Below are 14,927 nucleotides of genomic sequence, written 5' to 3'. Positions count from 1 at the left end.
ACGAAGGTACAGGTTCGATCCTGTCTGTTCTGTAATTGCGGACAAAACTTATATATATGTAACTCAGTACTGCAGAATGATTCATGGTGTAATCGGCAGCACACAAGACTTTGACTCTTGTTGTTCAGGTTCGAGTCCTGATGAATCAACAAAATCTTTACTCAATCATCGCTTATCAATTATAAAGAACAATATGTAGAATTTTAAAAAATGTAAAAAAATGGAAACGCAACAAGAAATATGGCAGAATATGAGTGGGAAATTTTTCCACAAGCCTATCACGCAGTTGATAGAAGAAGCCATCATCCGCGAAGAAGCTAATGGATACCGACTGAAAGTTTGTGTGGGATCAGATTCTCATGTGTATGGAGATACTATTAGCTATGCTACGGCAGTGGTATTTATTCGTGAAGGAAAAGGTGCGTTTACTTTTATCAGAAAACAAAAAGAAATTCAAACAATCAGCATCAAAGAGCGGATGCTTAATGAGGTGAATAAATCTGTAGAAATTGCTTATACCATCTGTCCTGTTTTAGATAAATATGGGGTTGAAATGGAGGTTCATGCTGATATCAATACAGATCCTGATTTTAAATCCAATGTAGCCTTGAAAGATGCCATGGGGTATATTTTGGGAATGGGATATGTATTCAAAGCTAAACCTTATGCTTTTGCGAGCTCCAATTGTGCAGATATGATGGTTTAATAATAAATCTTGATGATTTTATGAAAATGATACAAAAGCTTTTGTTTCTTGATGATATCAGGTGTCCGGAAGAAGCCTATCGCTATACAAAACAGGATTTTTTCTTATTGAAAGACTGGATCATCGTTCGGAATTATAAGCAGTTTATCCATTGGATTTCAGAAAATGGACTTCCGGAAATGATCTCTTTTGATCACGACCTTGCTGATGGAGAGCACACCGGTAACTGGGATTCCGAAAAGACGGGATATGACTGTGCAAAATGGCTGATTGAATATTGTATGGATCATCATGTGGATTTACCTCAATTTTACTGTCATTCCATGAATCCGGTGGGTAAAAAGAATATTATTAACCTGCTTGAAAATTTTAGAAGACAGAATGAGCTCTTTTCGGTTGATCTGACATAGGAACCAGAGCTCATTTGAAGTTGACCAATTATTAATAACAAAGTACATTTTATACATGTACGACGAAAACTATGAAAACAACAGATCATATACTTATTATAGACCTCGAAGCAACATGTTGGGACAGCCGGCCGCCAAGAGGACAAGAAAGTGAGATCATTGAAATCGGGGTTTGCGTTATGGATGCAAAGACCGGCGAGATCTCAAGAAACGAAGGGATTTTGGTAAGACCTCAATATTCAAAGGTGAGCCCATTCTGTACGGAGCTGACTACCATCACCCAAAAGATGCTGGATGAAGAAGGTGTTTTATTTGATGATGCCGTAGATATACTCCGGGCAGAATATCATTCAGAACATCTTACCTGGGCAAGTTATGGCAATTATGACTTGAACATGCTTCAAAACCAGGCCAGAAGATTTAATCTTGATTATCCCTTAAGTGATAGTCATATTAATGTGAAGACATTGTTCGGGTTTGTTCATCCTACGATCAGGAAAAGTGTAGGAATGAGCAGGGCTTTAGGGGAACTTAATCTTAAGCTGGAAGGAACCCATCACCGCGGTGTGGACGATGCTAAAAATATTGCCAAGATTTTACATTGGTGCCTGCAAAATAACTAATTACAGGAAAGCTCCCTTCTAAGAAGGGAGTTTTATTTTTCCGATAAATTTACAGTTTGTATAATCTTTTTGCAGATTGGGATATAAAGCTCTTCCGGAATGGAATGTCCCATTCCTTCGATCATCATAAGCTCTGAATTCGGAATCGTTCGGTGAAGATCCCTGGCGGATTCAGGATGAAAAATAGGATCATCTGTTCCGTGGATAATGAGAACAGGTGCTGAGATTTGTTGAAGGTCACTAGGTTTATATGTCCACGAACCCATAGCCAGTAATTGTCTGAACAAACCATTTTTTGTTTTAGAACGGATTAATTCCTGTTCTATTAAACTTCTTTCCTGCATTTCGTTCAAAGGGAAATTGCCTGATATCCTTTTGGCAAAAATTATTTTTTCTTTAATATAAGCTTCTTTGTTGGTAAGATAATCAACAGGTGGTTGGGTCATCATTGCCATAACGTCCGGATGTCCAGAAGGCAGCTGAGGATTGAGCGAGGTAGACATAATAATGGTGATCGATGATACTCTTTCGGGAAAGTAAGAGCCCAGCAATTGTGCAATCACCCCACCCATGGATCTGCCAATAATATGAGCCTTTTTAATGTGTAGATGATCCATAAGCCCTATAACGTCTTTTGCCATATCCTTCAGTGAATAGGGAATGTCTTCTTTTCTGATCTCTGAAAAGGTTTGCTCGATATTTCCTCCGAATTGGATTTCTTTTTCCGTAGTAAAAACAGAAGCCCCGGAATCCCTGTTATCAAAACGGATGACTTTGAAGCCTTGTGAAGAAAGCTGCTCGCAGAAAGAATTATCCCATCGGATCATCTGGCTGCCTAATCCTGAGATTAAAATTATAGAAGTACTATTATTTTCTCCAAAGATCTCGTAGCATAAATCTACATTGTTAATGATTGCTGTTTCCATTGTTGGGTTTTATCGATTGAAGCAGAATCTCTTCCAGGGGTAACAGTCGAGAATCTTCAATAGCTGCGGTGCGATGGCCTGCGATTTTTATGTATTCTTCGTTTTGTTCAAAATTTAAAAAGTCGCCTACACTTTTTTGACGGATGAGCATGCAAATGTCCCAATACTCTTTTTCAGGCCCTATTAAAAAATGATCCCCCTTTCCAATAAAAAGAATTTCACCTCCACTGGCTGTGAGAAAGGGTTCTGTTTCCTGTATGTATCGGCAATATGCATCCCAGCCACTTGTGATCCCGGAAGATTTCAGTTCCGGATGAGATGAATAATCGGCTTCTTTTTTTAATTTAATCAGGTTCAGATTAACGATAGAACCTTTTATATTTTTACTGAATAAATGTTTTCCTGCCTCGAAGGTAGGATATAGATAAGATGTTGTCATTTTTTTATAACTAATAAAGATTTTCCGGGAGCTCAATATCTTCGATACAATTCTTTTCTGCCTTTAAAACTTCCTGACGGTAATTGATATAAGGATTGTTCTGGGGCTCCACTACCGCAATACATTCGAATATAAATGCATTTTCACCGTACTCATTCCAGTCAGACTGCAATTGCCGATGCGTGTACTGGCCAATATTGAGTGAGAATTTTATTTTATTCTCCAATGCTTCCACATTAAGGGAGCCTTGGATAAACTGCTTTCCGTTTATGGTATTTTTAATAGAAAGAACTCCCATTGTTACAGGGTGATTTTTAGCTTTTTCTCTAAGTTGCTGTTTAATTGTATTTTTCATTTAAATCCATTGTCTGTTCATTATTGTATCGATCCTCCCAGCTCAAATAGGAATTCTGAAGTAGCTTTAAGAGATTTGTTCTTCTTAAATGATAATACTTCTGCTGTAATATTTTCTGCTGTTTTTTTTGCTTCTTCAAAGACCTTTTTCCCGGTATCAGTGATTACAACATAGCTGACCCTTGCATCTCTCTCATTGGCTTCTCTGGATACAAGACCTATTTTTTCAAGGGGATTCAAAAGGCGTGTAATCCCTGAAGCTGTTAAACCTGTTTTCTCCGCCAGATCTATCCTGCGGATCTTATGTTCTGAAGACCCTATAAGAATATACAGGATCGTAAAATCACTGAAGCTAAGTCCATGCACACTCAATGCATCAAATTTTCTTGAAATAATGGCCTGCACTTTTGTAACGTTCATAAGCAGTAATAAATCTGTACTTATCATTGAATTTTATTTGAGTTGTCAAGTATTTTTATTGTGCAAATATAAACATTTTAATTAATTACGTACTACGGTTAGTTAATTTTATTATTTAAGTGATTTAAAATGTGAATGACTGGATAGCCCAAATAGGTAATTAAAACACAAGTCTTTTAGAGTAAGAAAATCGATTTCCTGTATAAATAATTTATTACGCAAAATGATTGCGTATTTCTATTATTACTTTGCATTATCAAAATGAAATAATAATAAGGTTTGGAAAAAGCAAACCTTAATGAAGATATCAGACAGGTCTTGTTGAGTGTTTCGGTATATCACCATTGCAGAAGGATTGTTGAGAAACATGATCTTATTCTGTTCAGCTTGATCTGAAGGTTTGAGGAGTTTTCCAAAAACTTCTACCATGTGCTATGGGTCGAAGGTTCGAATCCTTCTGTTTCCTTATGGAAATATAACTCAGTTGGGTAGAGTAATAGCTTTATGCGTGGGTTCGATTCCCACTCTCATTTTGGATGAGATAGCTCAGTTGGTCAGAGCACTACGCTTTTAACGTAGGTTAAAATAGACTCAAAATCTATTTTGCAGAGTTTAATATTTCTCTTCAAAAAATGTATGTATGGAAAAAGTCTGAGCTTTTTCAGTTGTTCAGTCAATATTTTGGAGAAGCCTGTAAAAAAGTTTTTTGTGAAAAAATAACCTGACGGATCATGATAAAAAGCTGGATGGTGTAAATGAAGTTTTTTTTGTGTAGCAGTGACAGTGAATACGCTCAAAAGCCCGTGTACCCAAAAAGTAGTATTGTCATGTATGTCTTGAAATGATTCTTTCAGAAATGCTTATTTCCGCTGTTTTCAGAAGAAAAATCCTCAGTTTTTTCCTTTTATAAAGTATAAAATAACCTTAAAATATAATATGATGTTTAGAAATGTACAAATTAATGCATATCAGGTAGGTCTGGTATTTAAAAACCGGAATCTTATTGAGATTTTACGAGAAGGCCATCACTGGATTTTTGGAAATAAATCTGTGGATATCTATGAAGTGAAAACACTTTTGCAGATAAATGACGACCTGCTGCTTTTACTAAAACATCAGGAGTTAAGCGCTATGCTTGAATTGGTTGAGGTAAAAGACGGAGAACTTGTTTTAGTCTATGAAAACGGAATCTTTAAAGAAGTTCTGCATGTAGGGCAATATGCTGCCTGGAAAGATGTCGTAAACAGGACATTTCAAAAGATTGATATGACGAAAGTTGATATTACTGAAAAAATTTCCAAAACGATTCTGGAAAATCCAAAATTGAAAAACCTTGTGAGAAAATTTGTGGTAACAAGTCAATACAAAGGTTTGCTCATTATTGATGGAAAGCTGACAAAAGTGCTGGAAGCAGGGACTTATTATTTCTGGATGAATGAAATTTCTGTTGAAGTTAAAAGTGTAGATACCCGCATGCAACAAATGGAGATTGCAGGTCAGGAACTTTTAACAAAAGATAAAACAATGCTTCGTATCAATTTTTATGTCCGTTACCAGGTTGAAAATGTGGTGAAAGCATTGATGGATAATAAGGAGTATGATAAGCAACTATACATTATCATGCAATTGGCTTTGCGTGAATTTGTTGGGGCTTTAACACTGGATGAATTGCTGGTGAAAAAGGATAATGTAGGACAGGAGATTCTTGCTAATATGGGTAAAAAGGGTGAAGATCTTGGACTGAGAGCTACAGATGCGGGGATTCGTGATGTTATTCTTACCGGAGAAATGAAGGAGATCATGAATCAGGTTTTGATTGCCGAGAAAAAGGCTCAGGCCAATAGCATCATGCGTCGGGAGGAAACAGCTTCTACAAGGAGCTTGCTGAATACCGCAAAATTGATGGAAGAAAATGAAGTGTTGTGGAAACTGAAAGAAATGGAATATATGGAAAGGATCGCGGATAAAATCGGAGATATTACCGTATCCGGAAACAGCAATATTGTTTCCCAGCTTAAAGAGATTTTCGCAAAATAGAAAACTGCCCCAATTATTATATATGAGCAGGTTTCTGTAAAGAAATCTGCTTTTTTAGTACCATCTGAATAAGTAAAAGGAAATTTTAAAAATTATAGGTAATGAGAAAAAATACCGTTTTTAAGAATGATCAGGGAAGACAAAAGATCTTGACAATGTATGATGCTGCGCTGCTGGGTTGTGGTGTGGGAATTAAGCAAAGAGTATGTAAAACAAGTTTTGGAGATACATATATGGTAGAAGCCGGTGAGGAAAATGAAGACATTCTTGTGCTTTTACATGGCGCGTCATCCAATTCGACGTCATGGATCTCAGATTTCCATGTTTATGCTCAAAAGTATAAAGTAATAGCCGTTGATATTATCGGTGAACCCGGGAAAAGTGCGGAGACGCGGCTTTCCTATGAAACCATGGATTATGCCCTGTGGTTACATGAGGTGTTTGATGCAATGCAGATAAAAAAAGCACATATTGTAGGGTTGTCCCAGGGAGGATGGCTGGCAGTGCGTTTTGCAGGGTGTTTTCCTGAAAGGGTATACAAAATGGTTTTGCTTTCACCAGCCGGTATTGTAAGAACTGCAGGAAGTTTTATATTTAAGGCGATATTCTACTCGCTGTTTGGGAAAGCGGGCAGGAAAAAAATCAACGAAATTATATTAGGAGAACAGTCCGTTGATCCAAAGGTTATAGAGTTTATGGATCTAATGAAGGATCATGTCAATGCACGGATGGATAAAGAGTATATCTTTCAGGATGAGGAGTTGGAGAACCTTACCATGCCGGTTTTGTTCATTGGAGGAAGAAGAGATGTTATCCGGTCTACAGAACAGATTTCAAAACGTCTTGGAGGTATATTGCCGGACTTGAAAACAATTATTGATGAAAATAAGGGACATGTACTCGTGGACACGTCTGAAGAAATTGTTAATTTTCTTCAGAATTGATGGTATGCCAATTTGAAAATTCTGGTCCGCAAACGGGCCAGAATTTTTAATTCAAAAAGATTTTGAGCGGATGAATTTATTTCCCCTCGTTATTTTTACTAACCCACTCTTCATAAGAAATTACACCCCATTCAGGTCTGCCTTCACTCTCTAAAACAGAGATGAATTCCAGTTGATTTCCGTCGGGATCATTAAAATAAATAGCTAAAGCCGGCATCCATGCAAAAACCATAGGCTTGTCTATCCCGTCTTTTAAGAAATTATAAGGTTTCAGATTTCTGTTATGTAAATAGTCAACAGAATAGTTCAGGATGTCTTCCTTATCACTTGAAAAAGCAAAATGCCGTGGTTGTAAATTTTCTTTTTGCTCCCATAAACCCAGCATAAAGTCCTTTCCTTTACCAATCCATAAAAATGCAATAGGTCTCGTTTCGTCACGATGAGCCAGTGTGAGGCCTAATACTTCAGTGTAAAATTGAATGGCATTCTCCAGGTTACTCACTTGAATATGGGTTTCATATAATCCTTTGATCATGATTTTTTTGTTTAATGTGATGATACAAAGCTATACATAAAGACAAGAAAATAGGAGAGCCGGATTTCGGCTTAAATGACCAATTTTACGGTTGCTGTCTAAGTTCTGTGGGAGTTTTGCCTTTCTGATGTTGTATGAAGCGGGAAAAATGCGTTGGTGAGTCAAATTGCAGTTCATTACTGATCTCTTTAATACTTTTCTCAGTATATTTCAGAAGTACTTCAGCTTCCCGCAAGATTCTGTTTTGAATAACTTTTAAAGCCGGATATCCTAAATGTTCAGCTACACACTCGCTGAGGTATTTAGGGGTTATGTTCATTTGGTCCGCATAAGATGCCACGGTTTTATTTTCTTTGAATTGCATGTCAACAAGCTGCCGGAAGCGGTGCATAATCTGAAATTTCCGGTTGATCGAAGTATCGGAATTCAGCAGGCAGATTTCGCAAATCCTATTGTATTCAAATAAAATCTGTACAAGATAAAGTCGTATCATTTCCATTCCGAAGGGAGCTTCTGTGTCTATTTCCTGTGAAATTTTATTGAATTTGTACAGGAAATCTTTTTGTTGTTTTCCTTTCAGAGGAAATGTCGGAGGATAGTTGGGATTAATGAACATGAGATCATTCAGCACATGGTTGTAAGCCCAGCCTTTTTTTAAAAATGAAGGTTCAAAAAAGATGAATTTTGCATCAAATGTTTTCTGGGGCTTTTCTAATGCTACCCATGATTCTGCCGGAATCACAGAAACACTATTGGGCATGATTAAAAATTGATGCGAGCCTGCTTTGATTCTGGTTTTACCCTTCACTCCTATAATAATCATATAAAAATGAATGCGGTTACCCTCAAGAGGTATTATCTCTTTGCCACTGACGGACAGGCATACAATGTCCATTTCCTTTTCGGGAAGGATGTAATTGAAATAACGACCGACAAATGATACAATATTCAGCTCGTGCTCTTCTTTCATGATGAACAAAGTTATCAATCTGTTGATTAAAAAAATCAATATTTTATTTCTTTATAGAAAAGCTATGATAGGCATTATGATTCGAATGTACAGACCTATCTAGCTTAAATAAAAAGCCGGCAAATAATCATTCGCCGGCTTTTTATTATTTTTTTTAACTGATTTCTTCTTCAAAGTTCTTTTTCCATTTTGCAATGGTAGTTCTGCTTATCTTGTACTTTTTAGACATATAACTTGTCGAAAAGCCATGCTTTTTTTGATATTGCAGCAGTTTAAGCATTGTTTTTTTGTCGTAGGTCTTTAGTTTTTGATTGTTTTTTGAGCTTTCTTTTGATTGTTCAAAAATTCTTTCATTGAATTTTAAAACATCATCAGAAGTGTTAAGTCTTTTCAGTAATTCTTTAATTTTGGGTTCTTCTAATTTATCCGGATGCTCCAGTCTGAGCATATCATGGTAAATCTTGCTGTAATTTGGTCGCATTATATCTTATTTAATGGGTGTGTTTATTTTTTGCAGCCAACGGTGAAGGGTACTTTTAGGAATAGAATATTCTTTAATGACCTCATTCAGAGTCATCTCTCCTGATTGAATTCTTTTAATGATGAATTCTTTTATTTCCTGTGTGTAAATGTTTTTTCTGAAATAAGGGATTTTGTCTGATTTCTCCGTATTCTTGTTTACAGCTGCCGGTGGAGCGTATAAAATAAGGTGAGAACTATATAATCTGAAAAAATCGTACTCCAGTAATTTGCTGCATCGTAGCAGAACTTCTGTATCTATCGATTTGCTGTTGTACATCTTTTCAACAAATTCTTCATCCTTGTTTAAGAAATTACAAATTCTTTCCATTGTAATTCCTTTATCGTCAACCCGCTCTTTCACGAATTGCCCGATATGTATTTCTTTGTATAACATTTTTATTAGATAATATTTTATAATTAGTGTTTGCTTAGATAGATTAGATAAAATAGTATATCAACTGTATTTTGAATATGTGATACGTATAGAAATAATAGAATATGTTACAAAATAGGTAATCAATTGCCCTTGTGAGCAGCGAAGATGGTAAAAAGCAAAACTTCTGGAATAGCATGGCTATTATTTGCTGAATTTTTTAGTATGTAAAGAATGACTTGAGTATCCTTCTAACCTCCATCGATGCTTTTAGCGATTATTTATCTTTTGTCTCGTCTAATAAAATACTATAGATATCAGATTTTATGACTGCAGTAGCAATAATATATTATCTAAAGCCCTTTCATTCAATTTTTTCTTTATATTGTTTACTCGTAGATTAATTTTTTTTATAAAAGTTAAATAAGAAAAATCTTATTTTAATTTAAAGTTATATAATAAAAAATCAACTTCTTGATTTTCAAATATAGAAAAATTTAAAATTGATGCAAAAAATATAAGTAATAAATAATGTTAAAAAATGACATTAACGGAAAAATTAAGGTTTTAAATTTTTATATTTTTAATAATATAAATTTATGTGTGAATTATTTGAAATAATGCTTATTCGTTTATGCTATTTTGAGAATTCGTTTATTGTGTATAATATTTCAAGTATTTACCTTTGTGATTAACTATGGATGCATTCACTAATATCTTCGATTTTCCTAAAAAAATTAATTATAAAAATGAATTACTTGCGGGATTTACTGTCGCAATGACCATGATCCCGGAGTCTCTTTCATTTGCGATTCTTGCGGGACTTTCTCCGCTTACGGGCTTGTATGCCGCTTTTTTAATGGGATTGATCACGGCTGTTTTTGGAGGGAGGCCGGGAATGGTGTCCGGAGGAGCAGGTGCTACAGTCGTGGTATTGATTGCTTTGGCTAAATCGCATGGAGTAGAATATCTGTTCGCAACCGTTGCTTTAGCAGGAGTTTTCCAGATATTGGTTGGTGTTTTTAAACTGGGGAAATTTGTTCGCCTTATTCCTCAGCCTGTTATGTATGGGTTTTTGAATGGTTTAGCGGTCATTATTTTTATGGCTCAGGTAGAACAGTTTAAATTTGTAGATGGCAACGGAGCCGTTCATTGGCTTCAGGGAAGTTCTTTATATATTATGGCCGGACTTACGGCTTTTACGATAGCCATTGTTTATTTTTTTCCTAAACTGACCAAAGTGGTTCCTGCCTCATTGGTTGCCATTATTATTGTTTTTGGACTTGTCCTGGGATTAAATATCCATACAAAGACTGTCGCGGATATTGCACACATCAGCGGAAGTTTTCCTCCATTTCATATTCCTGCCGTACCATTTTCATTGGAAACCCTGAAAATTATATTTCCTTACGCATTAATCATGGCTGGTGTAGGCCTTATAGAATCTCTTTTAACTCTTTCGATGGTTGATGAGATCACCAATTCCAAAGGAAATGCTAACCGTGAATCTGTGGCTCAGGGACTTGCTAATATTACCAATGGTTTTTTTGCCGGAATGGGCGGTTGTGCCATGGTAGCTCAGACGTTAGTTAATCTCAATGCAGGATCCCGAGCCAGGCTTTCAGGAATCATTGCATCAATAACGATTTTGATTATTATTCTGGTAGGAGCACCATTTATTGAAAAAATTCCAATGGCTGCTTTGGTAGGGGTAATGATGATGGTAGCCATCAGTACCTTTCAGTGGGTTTCGATAAGGATTGTCAATAAGATGCCAAAGTCTGACATATTTGTTGGGGTGATCGTCGCGATGATAACAATAGTTTTGCATAATCTGGCCTTAGCTGTTCTTGTAGGAGTCATCATTGCGTCGTTGGTATTTGCCTGGGATAATGCAAAAAGGATCAGAGCAAGAAAGTACGTTGATGAAGATGGAGTGAAGTATTATGAAATCTCCGGCCCTTTATTTTTCGGATCTGTAACCGCATTTGCAGAGAAATTTGATCCGGCAGCCGATCCGGATAAGGTTGTCGTGGATTTTAAAGAAAGCAGAATTGTTGATATGAGTGCAATTGATGCTTTGGATAAGCTGTCCAGACGGTATCATGAGCTCAATAAAACCTTACACCTACGCCATTTAAGCGAAGACTGCAGGAAAATTTTAAAAACAGCGGAAGCGGTAATTGATGTTAGCATAGAAGATGATCCCACTTATAAGGTAATGCCCGAGAAATAGACAAATGGTAGGTACGTGCCATGATGAGTTGTCGTTTTTTTCTTAATTATTAATCATAAATCTTAAAAAGTTATAAAAAAAACAGACTTTAATTTTAAAAAATTATCTTTGGGAGGAATTGAATAGATTCAAACTAAAAACTAACGACGAAAAAATGAAATTATATGGAGTAATTTTTAGCAATGCTCTGTGTAAATTGTAATACGTACCATTTTGAAAACAGATATTGACATCCACAACCACTATCATTTCTCTTTTGATTTGTGGCTTACTTTGATAAAATCTCACCCTGAATTTAAAGCAAAAAGAGTTGAGCTGTTCACCTCGTTTTTTACCATTAATCAACCCATAGAAACTGTTACAAAAACAGTAAAATATTATGATGATTTGTGTAATACGATGAATGAAGTAACAGGAGGGAATGTGGATACATTTGAAATTTATCTTCTTATATTAAGCGCTTTACAGGTTGATATAAAAGAAATCAATACGGATGATCTCAATGCATTTTATATAAAAAGCGAAGAATTGTTCCTGGAGTACAAACCGGTTATTATTTTTGACAATATACACCAGCTTTTCGACGAGATCAAAAACCAGGGGAAGACCATCAATATTTTAAGTAATACCGGCTTTATAAAAGGGAAAACGCTTAGAAAGTTTTTAATAGAAGAGAATCTGGACGATTATATCGATTTCCATATCTATTCAGATGAGATCAATTGTTCAAAACCCAATCCGATTGCTTTTCAGGAAGTGAAAAGTAAAATCAAAAACCAGGAGCTGGAACTTCGTCAGATTTTGCATATCGGTGATAATGCGGTTGCCGATTTTAATGGAGCGAAAAGCTTTGGTTTCAATGCACATTTACTTAAACATTCAATATAATAACTATGAACACGAGGTACAGTTTACATCATATTCATTCTGCGGAAGAGTTTAGCTTTTCTCCGGCAGAATACAGTTATTTTAAATATGGAGATAAATCTTATGCCGAGAAGTTTGCTAAAGAATTATTCGAAGGATTTATTAGACATTATGAAGGGCTTTTCGATGCCGATAAAGAAATCGTGATTTTACCGAGTCCATATATGGCAATTCCCACTGCTTCAAACTTTTTATGCTTTTATTTTAAAAAGTGCCTTGATTTCTATCTTTTTCAAAAAGGAAAGAAGTCAAGTATTTTATCCAAGATCAACCGTAATCATACCTATACGACAGATTATGGAAATCTTAATTTCGAGGATCGGAAAAATCTGATTGCTAATGATACGTATTATATTGACAAGGATTTTCTAAGAGGAAAACTTTGTATTTTTATAGATGATATCAAAATTACAGGAAGCCATGAGCATACTGTAAACAAAATATTGAATGAATATGACGTACAAGCTGATTTCATATTCTTATATTATGCGGAGTTAATGAATTTTAATATTGACCCGAAAATTGAAAACTACTTCAATTACTATGCAGTAAAAAATGTAGATCATATTGTTGAGGTGATGGCGAGGCCTGGTTTTCAGTTTAATACGAGAATTGTGAAATATATTTTAGGGTTGGATTCAAGTAATTTTGAGTATCTTACGTCTAAAGTAAAAAAGGAACAGATCGATAGCTTGCTTGAACTGGCAATCAGCAATAACTATCATTTAATAGAAGAATACGAAAATAACATAAATGCTTTAACACAAACAGAATTATATTATGGCTATTAACTTACAAAAAGGACAAAGAGAAAATATAAACGCACCTAAATTTACCGTAGGTTTAGGATGGGATATCAATAATACATCAACGGGAGGTTCTTTCGATTTAGATGCTTCTTTATTTTTATTGGGAGAAAATAAAAAATTGGTTTCAGATAATCACTTTATTTTTTACAACAATCTGGAATCTCCGGATAAAGCTGTAATCCATACGGGAGATAATTTGACAGGAGATGGAGATGGCGACGATGAGCAAATTAAAATTGATCTTACCAAAATCGATTCTGCTGTAAAGGAAATAACAGTGGTTGTTACCATTCACGAAGCTGAAGCAAGAAAACAAAATTTCGGACAGGTAAGAAACTCTTTTATTAGAATTTTCAATACCGATACCAACGAAGAAATTCTAAAGTATGAGCTGGATGAGGACTTCTCCATCGAAACGGCGGTAGAATTCGGAAGAATCTATAACAGAAACGGAGAGTGGAAGTTTGAAGCGGTAGGAAGCGGACAGAGAGAAGGGCTTGAAAAATTTGTATCACTTTATCAATAATTTATCATGGATAACGAACCCAATCAACCTATCGACCCACTTCAGTCAATTGAACCTCTTAAAACATTTGAGCCGGCACAGCCTGTTCAATCCAACCAGGGAACACCTGGGGTTCTGGTGGACCGCGATGGAAATGTGAATTTAAGCCAGATCAAAAATGATGATCTGCAGAAATATGAAAATGCAGCGAATGCCATAGATGAAACTAATCCCGGTTCTATCGTAAATTTTGGTTCTGAACTGCAGAAGACGCTTGCAAATCAGAGTGACAGCTTTCTGAATAACGTAAGAAGATCCAATTCAGGTGAGGTAGGAGAGCTGATCAATAATTTATTGGTTGAGCTTAATTACGTGGATGTAGATGAGATCAATGGCGGAAATAAAGCGAAAAGCTTTTTAAGCCGTTTGCCATTCATGAAAAAAGTAATTACCCAGGTTGAGAACTTATTTGCGAAGTACGATAAGATAATCAATAATATTGATCAGATCTCTTATAAAGTAAATGCCGGGATCATTACTTCTACAAAGGATAATGCAGTATTGCAAACGATCTTTGACAGCAATGTGAATTCAATTAAACAAATAGAAGATCTTGTAATTGCAGGGAATCTAAGAATGGAGAGAGCGGGAAGAGAACTTGCAGAAATGGAAGCGAATATCCAGAATTATGCTGATTATCAGATTGCAGATAAAAGAGACTTCATTAACAGGCTGGACAGAAGATTGGCTGATCTCAAAGTTGTTCGTCTGATCATGATGCAGTCCCTTCCGCAGATCAGATTGGTACAGAACAATAATGTTTCCATAGCTGAAAAAGCACAGACTATCCTTACCACAACATTGCCGGTATGGAAGAATCAGCTTTCTTTAGCTGTTGCCATGCACAGACAGCAACAGAATATTGAAATTCAGCAAAAGGTATCTTCCACTACAGAAGAAATTTTAAGGAAAAATGCAGAACGTCTGGGGCAAAACTCCAGAAACGTTGCGAAAGCAAACGAGCAGACCATTGTATCCGCTGAAACCTTGAAAGAAACAACAGCCATGTTGATCAATACCCTGAATGAAGTAAAGCAGATCCAAAAGCAAGGAACAGAAAACAGAAGAAAGCTGGATCAGGACCTGCAAACATTAGAAAGCGAACTAAAAGCAAATATCAGAGGTTAATAA

18 protein-coding genes and 1 tRNA gene are annotated in these 14,927 nt (G+C 35.9%); 11 read left to right on the top strand and 8 right to left on the bottom strand.

From position 1 onward, the window contains the following. Positions 1 to 77: 77 nt before the first annotated feature. From AC0INN_RS18545 to AC0INN_RS18530, 4 genes are all read left to right on the top strand, one after another. A tRNA-Gln gene (locus tag AC0INN_RS18545) sits at positions 78 to 149 on the top strand. Between the two features lie 71 nt (positions 150 to 220). Beyond that, on the top strand, positions 221 to 706 hold the full coding sequence (locus AC0INN_RS18540) for a ribonuclease H-like YkuK family protein (protein ID WP_172283751.1): 486 nt from the start codon (positions 221 to 223) through the stop codon (positions 704 to 706). 20 nt (positions 707 to 726) lie between these two features. Further along, entirely contained in the window at positions 727 to 1,116 is a 390-nt protein-coding gene (locus tag AC0INN_RS18535; RefSeq protein ID WP_273650737.1) for a cyclic-phosphate processing receiver domain-containing protein, read from the top strand. 71 nt (positions 1,117 to 1,187) lie between these two features. Next, positions 1,188 to 1,739, top strand: coding sequence for a 3'-5' exonuclease (locus AC0INN_RS18530; RefSeq protein ID WP_273650738.1), 552 nt, complete (start codon positions 1,188 to 1,190; stop codon positions 1,737 to 1,739). A 32-nt stretch (positions 1,740 to 1,771) separates the two neighbouring features. On the opposite strand, the gene AC0INN_RS18525 is transcribed toward AC0INN_RS18530, so the two are convergent. The 4 genes from AC0INN_RS18525 to AC0INN_RS18510 are packed head-to-tail and all read right to left on the bottom strand — an operon-like array spanning position 1,772 to position 3,905. Beyond that, on the bottom strand, positions 1,772 to 2,665 hold the full coding sequence (locus AC0INN_RS18525; protein ID WP_273650739.1) for an alpha/beta fold hydrolase: 894 nt from the start codon (positions 2,663 to 2,665) through the stop codon (positions 1,772 to 1,774). Beyond that, complete coding sequence (locus AC0INN_RS18520) at positions 2,646 to 3,104, bottom strand: DUF1330 domain-containing protein (protein WP_273650740.1); 459 nt, start codon at positions 3,102 to 3,104, stop codon at positions 2,646 to 2,648. The genes AC0INN_RS18525 and AC0INN_RS18520 overlap by 20 nt, the downstream gene beginning before the upstream one ends. Before the next feature lie 10 nt (positions 3,105 to 3,114). Beyond that, positions 3,115 to 3,459 carry a GIY-YIG nuclease family protein gene (locus AC0INN_RS18515; protein ID WP_172283760.1) on the bottom strand — a complete coding sequence of 115 codons (345 nt, stop codon included), beginning with the start codon at positions 3,457 to 3,459 and terminating at the stop codon, positions 3,115 to 3,117. Between the two features lie 20 nt (positions 3,460 to 3,479). Beyond that, complete coding sequence (locus AC0INN_RS18510) at positions 3,480 to 3,905, bottom strand: MarR family winged helix-turn-helix transcriptional regulator (RefSeq protein WP_273650741.1); 426 nt, start codon at positions 3,903 to 3,905, stop codon at positions 3,480 to 3,482. 909 nt (positions 3,906 to 4,814) lie between these two features. Here AC0INN_RS18510 and AC0INN_RS18505 point away from each other — a divergent pair. After that, positions 4,815 to 5,915, top strand: a complete 1,101-nt coding sequence (locus tag AC0INN_RS18505; protein WP_273650742.1) for a slipin family protein — start codon at positions 4,815 to 4,817, stop codon at positions 5,913 to 5,915. 101 nt (positions 5,916 to 6,016) lie between these two features. Then, positions 6,017 to 6,859 carry an alpha/beta fold hydrolase gene (locus AC0INN_RS18500; protein ID WP_273650743.1) on the top strand — a complete coding sequence of 281 codons (843 nt, stop codon included), beginning with the start codon at positions 6,017 to 6,019 and terminating at the stop codon, positions 6,857 to 6,859. A 76-nt stretch (positions 6,860 to 6,935) separates the two neighbouring features. Here the strand turns inward: AC0INN_RS18500 and AC0INN_RS18495 are convergent, their stop codons facing one another. From AC0INN_RS18495 to AC0INN_RS18480, 4 genes are all read right to left on the bottom strand, one after another. Then, a complete protein-coding gene (locus AC0INN_RS18495; RefSeq protein WP_273650744.1) occupies positions 6,936 to 7,394 on the bottom strand; it encodes a VOC family protein in 459 nt (152 codons plus the stop codon). An 85-nt stretch (positions 7,395 to 7,479) separates the two neighbouring features. Further along, positions 7,480 to 8,364 (bottom strand): helix-turn-helix domain-containing protein, encoded by an 885-nt coding sequence (locus tag AC0INN_RS18490; RefSeq protein WP_273650745.1) that lies wholly within the window; start codon positions 8,362 to 8,364, stop codon positions 7,480 to 7,482. A gap of 154 nt (positions 8,365 to 8,518) precedes the next feature. Further along, complete coding sequence (locus AC0INN_RS18485; protein ID WP_172283770.1) at positions 8,519 to 8,845, bottom strand: helix-turn-helix domain-containing protein; 327 nt, start codon at positions 8,843 to 8,845, stop codon at positions 8,519 to 8,521. A 6-nt stretch (positions 8,846 to 8,851) separates the two neighbouring features. Further along, positions 8,852 to 9,280 carry a helix-turn-helix domain-containing protein gene (locus AC0INN_RS18480; RefSeq protein WP_172283772.1) on the bottom strand — a complete coding sequence of 143 codons (429 nt, stop codon included), beginning with the start codon at positions 9,278 to 9,280 and terminating at the stop codon, positions 8,852 to 8,854. Between the two features lie 676 nt (positions 9,281 to 9,956). Here AC0INN_RS18480 and AC0INN_RS18475 point away from each other — a divergent pair. The 5 genes from AC0INN_RS18475 to AC0INN_RS18455 all read left to right on the top strand — a co-directional run bounded on the left by AC0INN_RS18475 (position 9,957) and on the right by AC0INN_RS18455 (position 14,924). Further along, positions 9,957 to 11,495, top strand: coding sequence for a SulP family inorganic anion transporter (locus AC0INN_RS18475; RefSeq protein ID WP_306614495.1), 1,539 nt, complete (start codon positions 9,957 to 9,959; stop codon positions 11,493 to 11,495). 213 nt (positions 11,496 to 11,708) lie between these two features. Beyond that, entirely contained in the window at positions 11,709 to 12,383 is a 675-nt protein-coding gene (locus AC0INN_RS18470) for an HAD family hydrolase (protein WP_306614493.1), read from the top strand. Positions 12,384 to 12,388: 5 nt separating this feature from the next. Beyond that, complete coding sequence (locus AC0INN_RS18465) at positions 12,389 to 13,213, top strand: phosphoribosyltransferase family protein (protein WP_273650747.1); 825 nt, start codon at positions 12,389 to 12,391, stop codon at positions 13,211 to 13,213. Then, positions 13,203 to 13,757 carry a TerD family protein gene (locus tag AC0INN_RS18460; RefSeq protein WP_172283779.1) on the top strand — a complete coding sequence of 185 codons (555 nt, stop codon included), beginning with the start codon at positions 13,203 to 13,205 and terminating at the stop codon, positions 13,755 to 13,757. The genes AC0INN_RS18465 and AC0INN_RS18460 overlap by 11 nt, the downstream gene beginning before the upstream one ends. A gap of 6 nt (positions 13,758 to 13,763) precedes the next feature. Continuing rightward, the gene (locus AC0INN_RS18455; RefSeq protein ID WP_172283780.1) at positions 13,764 to 14,924 is read left to right on the top strand and encodes a toxic anion resistance protein; all 1,161 of its coding nucleotides are present in this window, start codon (positions 13,764 to 13,766) and stop codon (positions 14,922 to 14,924) included. The last annotated feature ends 3 nt before the right edge of the window (positions 14,925 to 14,927 follow it).

It is taken from the genome of Chryseobacterium subflavum (assembly GCF_055762745.1).
This window is presented reverse-complemented; position numbering and strand designations above follow the sequence as displayed.